Origin of the sequence: Thalassotalea piscium (genome assembly GCF_030295935.1) — a bacterium.
Taxonomy (GTDB): Bacteria; Pseudomonadota; Gammaproteobacteria; order Enterobacterales; family Alteromonadaceae; genus Thalassotalea_B; species Thalassotalea_B piscium.
This window is the reverse complement of the sequence record NZ_AP027362.1, coordinates 2,670,313-2,684,474: the sequence shown is the minus strand read 5'-3', so window position 1 is coordinate 2,684,474 and position 14,162 is coordinate 2,670,313. Positions and strand designations below refer to the sequence as shown.

Annotated in this window: 14 protein-coding genes; 8 read left to right on the top strand and 6 right to left on the bottom strand. The window is 37.8% G+C overall.

All coding sequences use genetic code 11. The annotated features are described in order from the left end of the window. Positions 1-208: 208 nt before the first annotated feature. The 7 genes from QUD79_RS11805 (at position 209) to QUD79_RS11775 (ending at position 6,322) form a co-directional block, all read left to right on the top strand. Positions 209-2,038, top strand: a complete 1,830-nt coding sequence (locus QUD79_RS11805) for an SLC13 family permease (RefSeq protein ID WP_184424189.1) — start codon at positions 209-211, stop codon at positions 2,036-2,038. A gap of 127 nt (positions 2,039-2,165) precedes the next feature. Then, positions 2,166-3,371: a DEAD/DEAH box helicase gene (locus QUD79_RS11800; RefSeq protein WP_184424190.1), complete on the top strand. Its 1,206-nt coding sequence runs from the start codon at positions 2,166-2,168 to the stop codon at positions 3,369-3,371. Between the two features lie 43 nt (positions 3,372-3,414). Beyond that, positions 3,415-3,666, top strand: a complete 252-nt coding sequence (locus tag QUD79_RS11795; RefSeq protein ID WP_184424191.1) for a DUF2999 family protein — start codon at positions 3,415-3,417, stop codon at positions 3,664-3,666. A gap of 108 nt (positions 3,667-3,774) precedes the next feature. Then, the gene (yegD, locus tag QUD79_RS11790) at positions 3,775-5,133 is read left to right on the top strand and encodes a molecular chaperone (protein WP_184424192.1); all 1,359 of its coding nucleotides are present in this window, start codon (positions 3,775-3,777) and stop codon (positions 5,131-5,133) included. An 11-nt stretch (positions 5,134-5,144) separates the two neighbouring features. After that, positions 5,145-5,465 (top strand): DUF2956 domain-containing protein, encoded by a 321-nt coding sequence (locus QUD79_RS11785; protein ID WP_184424193.1) that lies wholly within the window; start codon positions 5,145-5,147, stop codon positions 5,463-5,465. Between the two features lie 26 nt (positions 5,466-5,491). Next, positions 5,492-5,824, top strand: coding sequence for a PBPRA1643 family SWIM/SEC-C metal-binding motif protein (locus QUD79_RS11780; protein ID WP_184424194.1), 333 nt, complete (start codon positions 5,492-5,494; stop codon positions 5,822-5,824). A gap of 87 nt (positions 5,825-5,911) precedes the next feature. After that, entirely contained in the window at positions 5,912-6,322 is a 411-nt protein-coding gene (locus QUD79_RS11775; RefSeq protein ID WP_184424195.1) for a hypothetical protein, read from the top strand. Between the two features lie 167 nt (positions 6,323-6,489). Here QUD79_RS11775 and trhA read toward each other — a convergent pair whose 3' ends face one another. Next, on the bottom strand, positions 6,490-7,128 hold the full coding sequence (gene trhA, locus QUD79_RS11770; protein ID WP_184424196.1) for a PAQR family membrane homeostasis protein TrhA: 639 nt from the start codon (positions 7,126-7,128) through the stop codon (positions 6,490-6,492). A 395-nt stretch (positions 7,129-7,523) separates the two neighbouring features. Then, the gene (locus tag QUD79_RS11765) at positions 7,524-8,006 is read right to left on the bottom strand and encodes a VF530 family protein (protein ID WP_184424197.1); all 483 of its coding nucleotides are present in this window, start codon (positions 8,004-8,006) and stop codon (positions 7,524-7,526) included. A gap of 356 nt (positions 8,007-8,362) precedes the next feature. On the opposite strand from QUD79_RS11765, the gene QUD79_RS11760 reads away from it, so the two are divergent. Then, positions 8,363-8,530 (top strand): hypothetical protein, encoded by a 168-nt coding sequence (locus QUD79_RS11760; RefSeq protein ID WP_184424198.1) that lies wholly within the window; start codon positions 8,363-8,365, stop codon positions 8,528-8,530. 532 nt (positions 8,531-9,062) lie between these two features. Here QUD79_RS11760 and tnpC read toward each other — a convergent pair. From tnpC to QUD79_RS11740, 4 genes are all read right to left on the bottom strand, one after another. Then, positions 9,063-10,544, bottom strand: coding sequence for an IS66 family transposase (tnpC, locus tag QUD79_RS11755; protein ID WP_184426944.1), 1,482 nt, complete (start codon positions 10,542-10,544; stop codon positions 9,063-9,065). Between the two features lie 86 nt (positions 10,545-10,630). After that, positions 10,631-10,981, bottom strand: coding sequence for an IS66 family insertion sequence element accessory protein TnpB (gene tnpB, locus QUD79_RS11750; RefSeq protein WP_286287996.1), 351 nt, complete (start codon positions 10,979-10,981; stop codon positions 10,631-10,633). Then, complete coding sequence (gene tnpA / locus QUD79_RS11745; RefSeq protein ID WP_184423956.1) at positions 10,978-11,280, bottom strand: IS66 family insertion sequence element accessory protein TnpA; 303 nt, start codon at positions 11,278-11,280, stop codon at positions 10,978-10,980. Before tnpA ends, tnpB begins: the two co-directional genes overlap by 4 nt. 421 nt (positions 11,281-11,701) lie before the next feature. After that, positions 11,702-13,864, bottom strand: coding sequence for a S9 family peptidase (locus QUD79_RS11740; protein ID WP_221435255.1), 2,163 nt, complete (start codon positions 13,862-13,864; stop codon positions 11,702-11,704). Between the last annotated feature and the right edge of the window lie 298 nt (positions 13,865-14,162).

Below are 14,162 nucleotides of genomic sequence, written 5' to 3'. Positions count from 1 at the left end.
ATCGTTTTTGATTATCACCAATTTGTCAAAATTAACTTAATGAAACTGGTATTATTTAAAAAATATCAAAACTTAAATCGCTATTTAAAAAAGCAAGTGCTAACTTTATACTTTAATAAATGGCTTGCGCTTGAAATTGATCGATAAGGATCGTTTTAGTTGATAGCAGCTTAACAAAACCGCTAATAACAAATGTAGAGTTTATAATTTGAATTTACCTGATATTCCAAACAACCATGCCCTTGCAATGCTTATTATCACAGTTATCGCTTTGTACTTTTTTAGGCGTGACGATATTCCATTAGAGACATCTTCTTTAGCTGTATTGGTTATTTTGTGTTTAGTGTTTACGGTTTTTCCTTTTGAGATTAACGGCGAGCATTTAGAACCTTCGTCGTTATTTTTCGGCTTTGGTCATGAGGCGCTGCTTACTGTTTGTGCACTTATGATCCTCGGGCATGCGCTAGTTCGTACTGGGGCTTTGGTGCCGGTAGGGCGGCAATTAGCCAAACTTTGGAAGATTAGCCCAGCTTTGTCTTTATTAATCACCTTAATTATTGCTGGTATCCTCAGTGCTTTCGTTAATAATACGCCGATAGTTGTTTTACTATTACCCATTTTAACGAATGTGGCATTACGCACAAATAGTGATACTTCGCCAATGTTACTACCTATGGGATTAGCTACATTAGTTGGCGGTATGGCAACTACAATTGGTACTTCTACCAACCTGTTAGTTGTTAGTGTTGCAAGTGATATGGGTTTACCTCGAATAGGCATGTTTGACTTTAGCTTTCCAGCGGTAATTGCCGGTTCAATTGCTATTGCTTACCTGTGGCTAATTGCCCCTAAGTTATTACCTAAAAGATCACCGTCATTACCTGATACATCACCTAGATTATTCAGTGCGTATTTAAATATTAATGAAGATAGTGCGGCTAATGGAAAAACAGTGACTGAAATTTTAAAAATGACTGATAACCAAATGAATATTCAGTCAATTCAGCGTAGCCCTGAATATCGAAATATTGTTGCTTTACCAGACACAATTATTAAAGAGGGTGACCGACTACACGTTAAAGACTACCCAGATAGATTAAAAGAATTTGAGTCGGTATTACAAGCAACGTTATTCTCTGGTGCTAAAAAAGTGGACGATAGCAACCCGCTGAGTGCTGATAAGCAAATGTTGGCTGAAATAGTGGCCATTCAAGCATCTGGTTTAATAGGTAAAACCTTAAAGCAAGTCCAGTTTGCAAGACGCTATGGATTGTCGGTTGTCGCACTACATCGAGACGGTAAAGCGATGGATGTTGGTCGCAGAAGCCTTGGTAATATTACTATTATGACGGGCGATGTTTTATTAGTGCAAGGTGATGCTGAGCAAATCGCGGAACTTAAAGAAAATAGAGGCTACTTAATTATTGATGGGGCTTCTGACTTGCCGCAATCTAAAAAAGCACCTATCGCATTAGGTACTTTATTTTTGGTGATAGCAATTGCTGCTATAGGCATTATACCTATCGCTATAAGTTCATTATGTGGCGTTTTAGTATTATTAGTAACCAAGTGTTTAGATTGGAGCGAAGTATCTTCAGCATTGAGTAGTCAAGTTGTATTGATTGTTGTCGCTTCTTTAGCCTTAGGTTCAGCAATGATGCAAACGGGTGGGGCTGAATATATCGCACAACTGTTTGTCGCATTAGCTTTTGATTTACCACCTGCAGGCATACTGTCAGCTTTAATGTTAATGCTAGCGGTGTTAACAAACATTGTTTCTAATAATGCTGCAGCGGTTATCGGAACCCCCATTGCGATATCAGTTGCGACCCAACTGAATGTACCCGTGCAGCCCTTTATATTGGCGGTACTTTTTGGTGCTAATTTAAGTTATGCAACACCTATGGCTTATAAAACAAATATCTTGGTAATGAACTCTGGTGGTTATCAATTTTCAGACTTTATTAGAGTAGGGCTTCCCTTAATTTTAATTATGTGGGTAACCCTGTCATTCTTATTAAGCTGGTTATATTTATAAGCATAAAGTTGGCTGTATTTTCTGATATACTGCGCGGCTTAATTGCTGCTTAAGTTTTTCAGAAGACGTTAATACGTCTATCGCTATTTTAGCTGCGCTTTTACTGTGTTTTTAAGGTTTTACCATAATGTCATTTTCAACATTTAACTTCTGTGAACCGTTACTACAAGCGATAACAGAGTTAGGTTACACTGAGCCAACAGCTATTCAAAAAAAAGCCATACCAACAATAATGGCAGGTAAAGACCTTATTGCTGCCGCGCAAACGGGCACAGGTAAAACAGCTAGCTTTGCGTTGCCGATATTACAAAAATTAAGCCCATATCATACGGGTAAAGAACGTACTTTACGTGGCAAGCGTATACGTGCATTAATTATTACTCCAACCAGAGAGCTAGCCGTACAAGTTGAGCAGAGTATTGCTGATTATGGTAAATATTTAGACCTAAGCTCAATGGCAATGTATGGTGGAGTTGACGTTGAAGCACAGAAACAACGTTTGATTTGGGGGGGTTATATAGTTGTTGCAACGCCCGGTAGGCTTTTAGATATGATACATCAACGTGCACTGCATTTTGACGAGCTTGAAGTATTAGTTCTCGACGAAGCCGACCGCATGCTTGACATGGGCTTTATTGATGATATTAATAAAATAATTGAACGTTTACCTAAACAACGTCAAAACTTATTATTTTCGGCAACTATTTCAGATAATGTGCGCGCTTTAGCTAAAAGAGCAATTAATGCTGATGCAGTTGAGCTTAACATTTCTTCTGGTGGCGCTACAGCTGCTAAAATTGACCAGTGGCTTGTTACTGTTGATAAAGACAAAAAATCAGCGTTGTTAAGTTATTTAATTATTGAACAACAGTGGGATCAGGCACTTATTTTTATTGAAACTAAACATGGTGCAGCAAAGTTAGTTTCTCAACTAGAAAAACGTGGTATATCTGCTGAGTCAATGCATAGTGGTAGAACGCAAGCAGTGCGCGAACAAATTTTGGCAGACTTCAAAGCCGGAAAAATTAACTTTCTAGTTTCTACAGGGATAGCTGCCCGAGGCATAGATATTGATGATCTTACTCGTGTGGTTAATTACGATTTACCTGATCAAGCCGACGACTACATTCATAGAATAGGGCGAACGGGGCGGGCAGGCGCAAGTGGTCAAGCTATTTCTTTCGTGGCAAAAGATAATTTTAGAAACTTGTGTGCTATTGAAAGCCGTTTAGGTCATGTTATTGCGCGTAAAGAATTTAAAGAGTTTCCTGTTAAAAAAGCAGTACCTGTATCTATTTTAAACTATATCCCTAAAACTAAACGCAACAAATAATTGAATAAGTGTAGACTCTACTATTAATCGTAAAGGTGTATTAATGAACCCAGTAATTGCAATTTTAAAAGAACATAATGTTAGTGATGATCAAATAAAAGAGGTTTTTCAAGCGCTCACTGAAAATCCTATTATGGCAATGAATACAGTACAGCAGTTAGGTATTCCACAAGAAAAGCTACAAGCGTTAATGATGTTGCTAATGCAAAACCCAGACTTAATTAAAGAAGCAGTTGATGAGTTAGGCTTAGACTTTAGTAAAGTTGAACAAGCGAAAAAAAACTTACAACAATAACTATATTCCCAACAGGGTGGTTTGTATAGATAACCACCCGCCTTGCACATTCTTCTTATCCTCAGTATCCTACTCGATTTTTTAATGGCGTGGTAACTCTAAAATAATATGATTGGTTTTGATTACGGTACTTCAAATTGTGCAGTGGGTTTAATGACTAACGACCAACCTGAAATTTTGTCGCTAGGTGAGCATGGTCGCTTTATTCCGTCTACTTTATACGCACCAAGCAGAGATATTATCAGTCATTGGTTGTATCAACGCTTGCCTGAACATGCAAAAAATGAATTTTTAACACTAAGGGCTTTGCCATTACAAAAAGGGCAGAACGCTGCTCGAGAGCTAAAGCTTGATGGTATATCGCCAGAGCTTTCCTTTGGGAAGGCAGCATTGCAGCAATACTTAGACGAGCCCGATGAAGGATATTATATAAAGTCACCTAAATCTTTTTTAGGTGCTAGTGGTTTACTACCGGCGCAAATCAATTTATTTGAAGACATTGTTGCAGCCATGATGAGTAATATTAAAACGTTAACCGAGAATAACCAACAAAGACAAATCACTAAAGCGGTTATCGGTCGTCCTGTGAATTTCCAAGGATTAAAGGGCGAGGAAAGTAATCGCCAAGCGATTAATGTACTTACTAATGCTGCAAAACGAGTAGGCTTTAAGAGCGTTGAATTTCAGTATGAGCCAGTAGCCGCTGGTTTTGAGTATGAAACAACTTTATCTGAAACGAAGAGGGTTTTGGTGGTAGATATTGGCGGTGGAACTACTGATTGCTCAATGTTATTAATGGGGCCAGAATTCATTAAGAGTGTTGACAGAAAAGCACAATTACTTGCTCACAGTGGTATAAGAGTAGGCGGAAACGACTTTGATATTCAACTAGCACTTAAAGGTATAATGCCAAGCTTAGGAATGGACAGTTTACTTAAAACAGGTAAACCAATGCCGGTAAATAGCTTTAATCAAGCCGTTGCAATTAATAATGTAAACGAACAAACCGAATTTTATCGTCCTAGTAACCGCAGGTATTTAGAACAATTACAAAGAGATGCCGCTGAGCCTGAAAAATTTTCACGTTTGATAAAGGTTCATGATCAGAGGCTAAGTTATCGCTTAGTTAATGGTGCCGAACAAGCAAAAGTAGGATTAACCGATCAAACACTTCAACAGATCGAATTATTTGATTTAGCGGAGGGTCTACAAGTTGACATATCAAGAACCTTGATGCTCGATGCTAGTACAAGCCAATTAAGTCAAATAGCAAAAATAATGGATGAAGCGGTACTTCAAGCAGGTTGTAAACCTGACGTAGTATTTGTTACCGGCGGAACAGCTAAATCACCCATTCTTAGTCAGTTTTTATCTTCACAAATGCCTAATATACCACTGATTGTTGGAGACCATTTTGGTAGCGTAACTGTTGGTTTGGCGCGATGGGCAAAGCGAATTTTTGCGTAGTATAGGCTATTATGAAAAATAAAGTATCAACCGAAACACAAGAGCAAGCGATGAAAGTAGCTAAAGCGACCCAAAAAAAAGGGCAAACGAAAGAGCAAACAAAACTCATCGCACAAGGTATTGAAAAAGGTATTGCCGAGTTTAAAAAGCAGCAAAGTAAAAAATTACGAGAAAGAGATAAGCAACGCAAAAAAGTAGTGAAAAGCCAAAAAGAGATAACTGCTGAATTACCCCAAGAAAAAGCGGGATTTAACGTAAGTAAAGTGCTTCCTTGGTTGTTATTAGCAGTAAGTTGGTTAGGTTTTATTATTTTTATCCCTACATTTATGTAGTCAATAAGTACACTTTAGGAAATATAATGTCTAAATTTTTTTATAGAGGCACGCCCGATGTGATGGGTAAGTATGGAAAACAAGGCTACCAACCTAAAAACAGCGTTAAGTTAGGAACTAAAGCGAACCCATTATCGTTAACCGTAAATAGCGAAGAGCGAAAATTAGCGTTAGAGCATACATTGTCTGAGCATCAATTAATTGGCAATATTGAACTTAACACTGATGCCCAGGAAAATATTTCAGAGTTGGAGTTTGCTTTAAACAAACCAACAACACAACGATTTGATGAAACTCCAGAGCGAAATGACCCTTGTACATGTGGTAGTGGTAAAAAATATAAAAAGTGCTGCGGTTAAGTATCACAAAGCTTATAAACAATTAACTAAGAACTAATTATCAGCTACCATTAGCGGTAATTCGTTTGACTACTCTTAGGATTAAAAATGAAAGCCCCCTTATTTGACGAGATTATTAGTATTTCACAAAATATTGCTGACGCATCAGCAAGTAATAACGACGATGCACGTGAGTCTAGCTATAAAGCACTTATCAAGTTATGTGCAAACAATGAGAATTCACCGAAAGATCATCCGTTACAATGGGAAGCCTTAGCAGACTTTACACTTGACAGTGAACAGTCAATTGATATTTATCAAAAAGGTTTAGATTGTGCGCACCGCTTAGCTCTCGTAAATTCGACAGCTTCAATTTATTTAGCAATGGGAATGCGTTACCAAGAGATGGAAGAATTAGAACAAGCGAAAGTCTATGGAGTAAAGGCGACGGAATTAGTTGAACAGATCAGTAATAATGACTTGATTGTTGAAATAGAAGACTTTAACCACAATTTATAACTGCTCAAAAACAAAGAAACTTATACCAGTTTCATTAATTAAATGATCAACACGCCCTAGTTTAGCCAGTAGAAATGATTACATAGTTAGTGAGATCGGTATTACTTATTGTTAGCTAATAACAGCTAAAGTTGATGGATATACTGCTTTACCTGGGCGTGTTGAACTTATACATAAAACCAAATCATAAAAAAGTGACAAGCGGCGCCACCTAATACAAATAAATGCCAAATTGCATGGTTGTATGGAATATTTTTATTAAGATAAAAATATACACCAAGTGTATATACTAAGCCGCCTGAGCCCAATAATACTAATCCTTCAATTGCTAGGCTTTGATAAAGATCTTTGATCACAGCAAGTGATATAAAACCCATTCCTAAATAGGTCGCTACAGACAATAGTCTATATTTAGTGCCATATATTAATTTAAAGAAAATGCCTGCTAAAGCTATTCCCCAAACTAAAATAAACATACTTAGACCCAAATTACCTTTAAGGGTAATTAGAGTGAGAGGTGTGTAAGTACCCGCAATAAGCACATAAATTGCACAATGGTCAACGAGCTTGAATATTCGTTTTGCATTTAAATTATTTAGTCCGTGATACAAGGTTGAAGCAAGAAATAGCAAAATTAGACTTGAGCCATAAACAGCAAAACTAGCGGTTTTTATCCAGTCTCCGCTAGCTGCTGCTATGCTAACAAGTAATATTAGGGCTATTACACTGAGCAAAGCTCCCAAACCATGGCTAATGGCATTTGCGAGTTCTTCGGCGGGAGAGTATTGAGAGAGTTGGCTTGTCATTGTTTAGTATAATTTTTAAGTGTACACGTGTAAGCTCAAATAATAACAAACAACAACAAGACAATAAAGAAAATTCGCTTAACTATGACATGTTGATCTTTCGAGTACCAATGTTGTACGAATTTAACATGATTTAATTGAGGCCTAGCGAGTAAAGTGTAGTTACTCTACATAAATGAGCTAGACAGCTACCGTGCCCTGCTCACGCTAACTACCTACTTCCCCTCATGCAGGCACAAAAAGTAAATCATGTTTAAACGTATCCGAAGGACAGCGGCCCTTTGGTTTTTCTACCGCGTTTTCAATTGGTATTACATAAGTTCAGCCTTGTATAAACACCAAATAAATAGCTGTAAAAATGTATAGAAAAGTTCAACACGCCTTAATGCTAGTATTTATTTTGGCGCATTAGCGTAAGGGTTTGCTGGAGTCGCATTAGTATGTTCTGTTTTGTTATCTGCTTTATTAAAGCGAGAAGATTTACTATGCCTACTGCTAATAGACTTTTCATTTCTAGTATTAAATCTGCTGCTTTCTTTTGGTGGAGGCGCTTCACCTGGTAACAACACTTTAGGCTCTCTTGGTTGATGGTGTGCTGGAATAATCCTTTTTCTTGGTGTTATTTCGTATTGAGCATCATCGGCTTTAGGTAAGTTTTTATAAGTATATAAATAAAATCGTTCCATCTTTTCACGCGCCCATTCGGTTTTCTTGAGGAATTTAAGACTAGAGGCGATAGATGGCTTATTTTTGAAACAATTAATATTGGTGTACTCTGCTAAAATTTCAAAACCGTAATGCGAAACAAGCTCATTTAACAACGTCTCAAGCTTTAGGCCATGTAAAGGGTTATTTAATTGTTCGTCGATAGTATTCATATAATTTTTAATTGTTAAAACTGATAGCTTATAATTATATACTAATTTGCTGCTTTAGTATTTAAAGCTAAACAGAGTAGCAGTGATTGATAAATATTTTTATACCATAAAGAATCGCTCGGCCTAGTTGCTTATTAACATAAGCCTGTTATAATAGCCTTTGTTCGTAATTCTCCTCTCATTTTATGAACAACTATCTTTACGATAGTAATGTGTATTGCCTTTCCTTATCTAGTCAGTCATCACTAAAATTTGTCGGCTTTATTTAAACAATTTTTAATCATCTTTTTTTGATCTTAGTAAATTAAATAATAAAGCTCTTTTAAAACCAATTTGGTTAATAAATGTGAGTTATTATGTCTTATTTGTATGACGGTACACAGATCCGTATAGAACGCCCAGTGCGTTCAATTTCTGTGAATAAACAAAATGTAGTTGTTAGAGATCAGGCTGGTTCTAAGCGAGTAACATTTACCAACGTAAATGAATCTAAGCAGTTCTTAGCATGGTTATACCAAAGCTAATACCAATCTCACTAACTATGTGCTCATTTCTACTGGCTAAAACAATCAACCGCTGTGTTTGTTATTTTATCATTATCGCTACAAGGGTGTAGCTTATGTGGTCAATGCAGCATAATTGCCTTGAACAACTCGTTATGAAATAAACACTTTGTATTTGACGGTTTTTTACTGCGTATACAGTAGATAACTTAATTAATGAACTGGTATAATTGTTATTCAAAGCGCTGTTTTAACAGCGCTTTTTTTTGCCTAATTTTATTTTATTAATACCAATCTCACTAACTATGTGGTAAGCGTCGGTTAAACCACACCTAAATTTTTTATTCAGCATTATTTGCAATATTTCATCCTTATTCTAGACTTAAAAAGTTGGTAACAACAGCAAGCTGGATGCTTGTTTAGGGAAGCTTTACGGATGAGGTGATGTAGCGAGGATTGCTATGAGGGATGAAGTAAACAGGGAGTGTTGATCACGGATGATTACCTCTGTTTTACCTTTCGTTTTTATTTCTGCATTATCATTTTCTACTGACTAACGCTTGATGTTCCACGGCAATATTGCGTCAATATCAGGGTGTGGTTTACATAACTCTTCAAGACATTGCTTGACATAATCAAATGGAACTAAGCCATTAGCTTTAGCGGTTTCGATAATACTATACAGTGCAGCACTCGCATCGGCACCGTTAGCGGTTTGGCTAAACAACCAATTTTTACGTCCGATAACGAAGGACTTTATTGCCCGCTCTGCACGATTATTGTCGATGCTCAAGCGACCGTCTTCGAGGTAACCCACCAATTTTGGCCACTGATTACTCAGATACGTGATAGCTTCACCTAATTTGTTTTTGGGCAACACATTTTGTTGAGTAAACCAACCGTGTAATTTATCTAGTATCGGTTTGGCTTGAGTTTGGCGAGCCTCGTAAGTCTCTTCTGGAGTTGTATTTTTAAAACGCGATTCAATACCGTACAATTTTTGAATATAACTTAGCGCCACATCAGCTTTACCACTTTTTCCTTTGGGTTGTGCTTGTTTGGCTTCAATGAATTTACGCCGCGCATGTGCCCAACAACCCACTAAGGTTGCTTGGGTTTGATGATAGGCTTGATAACCATCAACTTGAAGGTAGCCCGAATAGCCGTCGAGATAATCAACCACGCAGCGACCTGCACGGCTATCATGATAATCGTATAAGATAATATTTGGGATTGAACTAGTGGGCATGGGGGAATCCGTGCCCGTGCAATACAACCACATGTAACTTTTTATTTTGTCAGACTTGATGACATTGACCGTAGTCTCATCGGCATGTATCACTGCTTGTTTTCGTAATTCTTCCTTAAGCCGTTTGATGAGCGGGGGAAATAACGCTGCTGATTTGAGCATCCAATCACTCATTGTTTGGCGACTGAGCGCGATACCGTATTGTTTGAATAATGATTCTTGGCGATAAAGAGGCAAACCATATTGATATTTACTGGTAATGAGTTGACTCAGTAAACTTGCAGTAGCAATGCCTTTAGGGATAGGACTTACTGGCATCAACGCTTGTTTAATCGGGTTGCTAGTGCCTGTTTTTTCGCATTCACGACACGCGTATTTAGGGCGAACATGTTCAATAACTTTGACTTGTGCCGGGATGAAGTCTAGTTTTTCAGTGATGTCTTCACCGATTTTATGTAATTGAGCATGACAACAAACGCACACTTTCTCAGCGTCGCTAATATCATGCACCACCACTTCCCGTGGTAAGTCTTTCGGTAAGGGTTTACGCTTTGGTTTATTACGGCGATAGCTGATGTCTTGTTGCTCAGTTTCAGCAAGCACAGCGATTTCTTCCGCCTCGTTGAACAATTCCCCTTGACCTGCAAAGCCTTCACCACTTTTACCGAATTGTTTTTGCTGCGCTAGGCGAAACTGCTCTTCAAGGAACAGTAAACGTGCGTCTTTTTCTGCTAATAACCGCTCTAACTGAGCAATACGTTGGTGAAGTTTAGTCTTGGTATTCATGCAGTTATTTTACCAGAGTAAATGGTTAAGTTGTTGTTATTACCTAGACTATTTCGTGATCGATAACTGCTGCTTATGATCGCAGGTTATAAGGACAAATTATCGAGGCTCATCGCTTGATGGCCCACCACATCAAAGCCAGATAACAGCCAATGTAATTGCTGCTCGGTGAGCTCCATGGTCGATTCAGTTAACCTTGTTGGCCACTTAAATTTATCTCGCTCAAGGCGTTTATACCACAGCGCAAAACCCGTCTGATCCCAATACAAAATTTTTAATTTATCGCGACCTTTATTACAAAACACAAACAAAGCCCCAGAGAGCACGGGTAATTGCAGCTCACTATCGAGCAAAGCCGATAAACCATTAATGGATTTGCGAAAGTCGACAAACTGGCGGTGTAAATAGACATCAGGCACATCAACAAACATCTTCATGCGTGTAACGCTTTAATAAGTTCAGCTAACCATGTTGGTTCGCAATGATGAGGTAGCGTTAACCTTGTGTCGCCAAAGACTATGTGTATTGTTGCATCGGCAGGTTGAGTTGTTACCTTTGTTGCTACCTTAGCTTTTACAAAACCCGATGTTTGATTGAGGTGTTCAATTTTATGTCGGTATTTATAAAAATTTGACGTAGGTATCAGGTGTTGCCTACAAAAAGCAAGAATAGATAAGCCACTTTGGGCTTGTTGTTCAATAAGTTTCGTCCAATCATCTAACGTTCTTCGGGTCATGATATATCCTCAATAGTAAATTATTGAGGAGTTTATTTAGTTTGGCGATTATTGAAAAGGTGTGGTTTAACCGACGCTTACACTATGTGATCATTTCTGCTGGCTAAAACAATTAACTACTGCGTTATTTATTTTATCATTATCGCTACAAGGATGTAGTTTATGTGGACAATGCAGGAGCATCATTGCCCCAGAGCAACTAGTTATGAAATTAAACGCCTTGTATTTAACTGTTTAAACATATCCGTAAGACAGCGCCTCTTTGGTTTTTCTACGGCGTTTTCACTTATTTATGGGGAACAACCCCATTACATAAGTTCAGCCTTGTATAAACACCAAATAAATCGCTGCAAAAATGTATAGTAAAGATCAACACGCTCTAATGAAACTGGTATAAGTATCGATTAAACTGAGCTACATATTATTTATCAACACCCGCTAAACTTAAAATAAAGCTATACTGCTTTGCAATATCTAGAAAGCTTTTATATCGGCCTGATTTCCCTCCGTGACCAACTTCCATATCTGTATCTAACAGTAATAAATTATCATCAGTTTTCATTGCTCTTAATTTTGCAACCCATTTTGCTGGTTCATAGTATTGTACTTGTGAATCATGTAAGCCAGTTGTCACTAACATATTAGGGTAGGCCTGACGACTAACTTGGTCGTAAGGCGAATATGACAACATATAGTCATAAAACTGTTTGTCGTTGGGGTTGCCCCATTCATCGTATTCGCCGGTTGTAAGAGGGATAGTCTCATCTAACATTGTCGTTACCACATCAACAAATGGAACACCTGCGAGCACGCCATGGTATAGCTCAGGTGCCATATTAACGACTGCGCCCATGAGTAATCCCCCAGCACTTCTTCCACTGGCGTATACTTTGTTCGGGTCGGCATATTGTTGTGCAATTAACCCTTTAGTTACATCGATAAAATCAGTAAAACTGTTCATCTTGGTCAACTTCTTACCATCTTCATACCATTTTTCACCCAGCATTTTACTGCCGCGGATATGAGCTATAGCATACACAAAACCGCGATCGAGCAGACTTAAGCGGGAAATTGAAAAGCTTGGATCATTTGTTGAGCCATAAGACCCATAGCCGTAAACTAACATTGGGTTAGTTGCATTGTGAGAGAATAGGCTTTTACGGTAAACAAGTGACACTGGTATTTTTGCGCCATCTCTTGCTGTGATCAAAATACGTTTACTTTGGTAGTCAGAAGGATCAAACACACCTAACACTTTATCTTGTTTTAATAATGTACTTTTTTGTGTGTTGGTATCGTATTCAAAAACAGAGTTTGGTGTTGTCATACTACTATAGTAATACCTAATCTTCTCACTCGTTGGATCAGGGTTGTTACTAAGATAGCTAGAATAAGCCTCATCTGTAAACGATATTTCTTGCACCAGATTACCCTGATAATCTCTTATTCTTAACTTTTCTAGCCCATTGATTCGTTCATTTGTTGTAAAAAAATTATCGAATAAATCTAAATCTTGAATAAGGGTGTCATCGTTGTGTTTAAGTACAGTTTGCCATTGGGTGATATCACCAATTTTGCTTTGATGGACCCGCACTATCTTTCCATTTAGGGCATTTTTATTCGTGTGAATATAAAAGTAGTCATTAATATGATCAGCACGGTATAGATGGTCTTTTGATCTGGCTAATAACGTTTTTGGTGCTTGGGTGGGGTGTTCAGCATCAAGCAATAACGTTTCGCTATTCATGGTTGAACTTAAACCGATAGCAATAAAGTTATCAGAGCGTGTTTTATAAATGTAGGTGTAAAAGGTGTTATCGTCTTCTTGGTAAACTAAAACGTCTTGTTCAGGGCTTGTGCCGAGTGTGTGGCGATAAACTTGATAAGGAAGAAGTGTTTCAGGATCTTTTTTTACGTAAAAGAGGGTTTTATTATCGTTAGCCCAAACTATATTTGCGGAAGCATTTGACAATACCTCGGGGTAATACGTATCTGAAGCTATATCTTTAATACGAATATTATATAAACGTCTACTAACCGTGTCTTCTGCAATTGCGAGTAATTTCTGGTTTGGGCTAACCTTACGATCACCTAAATTATAATAGTCATGACCTTGTGCGCGAATATTCTGATCGATAAGCACTTCTTTGGGGGCAGCTAAACTACCCTTTTGTCTAACAATTATTCTATAGTCTTTGCCCTGTTGAAAGATACTTGAGTACCAATAGCCCTTATCTAAGACAGGAACTGATGCATCATTGGGCTCTAAGCGGCTGGTCATTTCCTTAAATAAAATATTTTGCAATGTTTGTGTATGCGCTAACTTGGTTTGAGTATAGTTATTTTCTGCATTTAAATACGCTAGCATTTCTGGGTCTTCACGGCTGTCGTCACGTAACCAATAATAAGGATCGTTACGCTGGTGATCATGAATTTCCATTAGATGGTCAACTCGTTTAGCAATTGGGGCTGATTCAGATTTCATTATATTGGTTGCCGAGTGCTTAGTGAGCGATGAGGTTGATTGACTACATGCTTGAATAAATACAAGCGCGAGCATACCGATGCCTACTGTTTTTTTCATTATAATTGTCTCTTATTTAAACTAAGGTATGGGAAAATGCCCAACATGATATTGAATTTTAGTTAAAATAAGCATAGCAAGATGTGCCTATAGATCAATTTATTACGTTAGCATTTATCATGGTGACTCAATTTACAGCTCAGCTTTACACTAGAGCGTGTTGATCTTTACTGTACATTTTTGCAGCGGTTTATTTGGTGTTTATACAAGGCTGAACTTATGTCATGGGGTTGTTCCCCATCAATAAGTGAAAACGCCGTAGAAACACCAAAGAGGCGCTGTCCTACGGATACGTTTA

Bases quoted from the DNA above. Each gene is read 5' to 3' on its own strand.
- QUD79_RS11795 (WP_184424191.1), top strand. From the start codon at position 3,415: ATGAACCCAGTAATTGCAATTTTAAAAGAACATAATGTTAGTGATGAT.
- QUD79_RS11780 (WP_184424194.1), top strand. From the start codon at position 5,492: ATGTCTAAATTTTTTTATAGAGGCACGCCCGATGTGATGGGTAAGTAT.
- QUD79_RS11775 (WP_184424195.1), top strand. From the start codon at position 5,912: ATGAAAGCCCCCTTATTTGACGAGATTATTAGTATTTCACAAAATATT.
- yegD (WP_184424192.1), top strand. From the start codon at position 3,775: ATGATTGGTTTTGATTACGGTACTTCAAATTGTGCAGTGGGTTTAATG.
- tnpA (WP_184423956.1), bottom strand. From the start codon at position 11,280: ATGACCCGAAGAACGTTAGATGATTGGACGAAACTTATTGAACAACAA.
- trhA (WP_184424196.1), bottom strand. From the start codon at position 7,128: ATGACAAGCCAACTCTCTCAATACTCTCCCGCCGAAGAACTCGCAAAT.
- QUD79_RS11800 (WP_184424190.1), top strand. From the start codon at position 2,166: ATGTCATTTTCAACATTTAACTTCTGTGAACCGTTACTACAAGCGATA.
- QUD79_RS11760 (WP_184424198.1), top strand. From the start codon at position 8,363: ATGTCTTATTTGTATGACGGTACACAGATCCGTATAGAACGCCCAGTG.
- QUD79_RS11785 (WP_184424193.1), top strand. From the start codon at position 5,145: ATGAAAAATAAAGTATCAACCGAAACACAAGAGCAAGCGATGAAAGTA.
- QUD79_RS11740 (WP_221435255.1), bottom strand. From the start codon at position 13,864: ATGAAAAAAACAGTAGGCATCGGTATGCTCGCGCTTGTATTTATTCAA.
- tnpC (WP_184426944.1), bottom strand. From the start codon at position 10,544: ATGAATACCAAGACTAAACTTCACCAACGTATTGCTCAGTTAGAGCGG.
- QUD79_RS11765 (WP_184424197.1), bottom strand. From the start codon at position 8,006: ATGAATACTATCGACGAACAATTAAATAACCCTTTACATGGCCTAAAG.
- tnpB (WP_286287996.1), bottom strand. From the start codon at position 10,981: ATGAAGATGTTTGTTGATGTGCCTGATGTCTATTTACACCGCCAGTTT.